Annotated in this window: 1 protein-coding gene; it reads right to left on the bottom strand. The window is 80.0% G+C overall.

Annotated features, from left to right (window positions below; all coding sequences use genetic code 11):
• Positions 1 to 59: 59 nt before the first annotated feature.
• On the bottom strand, positions 60 to 1,130 hold the full coding sequence (locus tag NH602_RS30915) for a nicotinate-nucleotide--dimethylbenzimidazole phosphoribosyltransferase (protein ID WP_253069701.1): 1,071 nt from the start codon (positions 1,128 to 1,130) through the stop codon (positions 60 to 62).
• Positions 1,131 to 1,328 lie beyond the last annotated feature (198 nt).

Raw genomic sequence — 1,328 nt, forward strand, 5'->3', positions numbered from 1 at the left:
GACGGTCAGCCAGCTGACCGCCAGCGCGAGCCCTGCGAGGGGACCGGGCCGGGGTCCGCTCACCGGCCGGCGCCGGCCGGCGCCGTCACGTCACCCGGGACGACGCCGGTGTCGTGCGCGGTCCCGGTCTCGGCGAGCAGCCGCGCCGCGGCGACCAGCAGCGGCAGCGCCGTCACCGCGGCGGTGCCGTCCTCGGTGCGCACCGCCAGGTCCAGCAGCGGCACCAGCGACAGGTGCTCCAGGACGAGCGTCGCGGCCGGTTCGGTCGACGGCTGCGCGGCGACCCACCAGTCCTTCGCGCCGGGGGCCAGCTCGTCGGCGAGCAGGGCCGCCGCGCCGACGGCCAGACCGTCGAGCACCGCGGGCACCTTGCGCTCCGCGGCCCGGGCGAGGAACCCGGCGAGCACGATCAGGTCCGTGCCGCCGACGGTGCGCAGCAGCGCCAGCGGGTCGCGCAGGTGCGGACGGGCCCGGCGCAGCGCGTCACGGATCGCGACGGCCTTCCGCATCCAGGCGCGGTCGTCGATCCCCGAGGCCCGCCCCACGACCGCGACGGGCTCGGCCCCGGTCACGGCCGCGACGAGCGTCGCGGCGGGGGTCGTCACGCCGACGCCGAGCGTCGCCGGGATCAGCAGGTCCGCGCCGGCGTCGATCTCGGCGTCGGCCAGCCGCCGCCCGGTCAGCGACGCCGCGGTGGCGCGCTCACCGTCCAGGGCGTCCTCGCGGTCGATCCGGCCGGTGCCGTGCGCGACGAGCCAGCCCGGCTCGGCGCCCTCGGCCCCGGACACGAGCCCGACGTCGACGACCCGCACGGTCGCCCCGGCGGCCCGCGCGGCGACGGTGACCGGCAGCCGTCCGGCCGCGGCGGCGGTGGCGCGCACCGCGGACACCTGCGGCGGGTAGGCCGAGACGCCGTTCCCGGCGATGCCGTGGTCGGCGGCGAGCAGCACCACCCGGGCGCGCACGGGCGCCTGCGGGGGACAGGTGCCCTGGCAGGACGCCAGCCACACGCCCAGCTCGCCGAGCCTGCCGAGCCCGCCGGTGGGCATGGCGAGCCCCTCGACCAGGGCGACGGCCGCACGGCGGCTGCGGGAGTCCGGCCGTCCGACGGTGACCGGGACGATCTCCACGTCGGACTCGGTGATCGAGGCGGGGGTCGTCGCGGCTCCGGCGACGGCGCCCGCGGCCGCCCCGGTCGCGGGGAGGACCGCACCCGGGACCCCGGCGGGGGTGCCCGCGACGGCGCCGTCGGGTTCGGCGACGTCGGTGCCGACGGGCCCGTCGGCTCCGGCAGCCGGGACACCGGTCCTCTCGGGAGTCGCGGACCC

It is taken from the genome of Pseudonocardia sp. McavD-2-B (assembly GCF_024124365.1).
In the GTDB taxonomy this organism is placed as follows: Bacteria; Actinomycetota; Actinomycetes; order Mycobacteriales; family Pseudonocardiaceae; genus Pseudonocardia; species Pseudonocardia alni.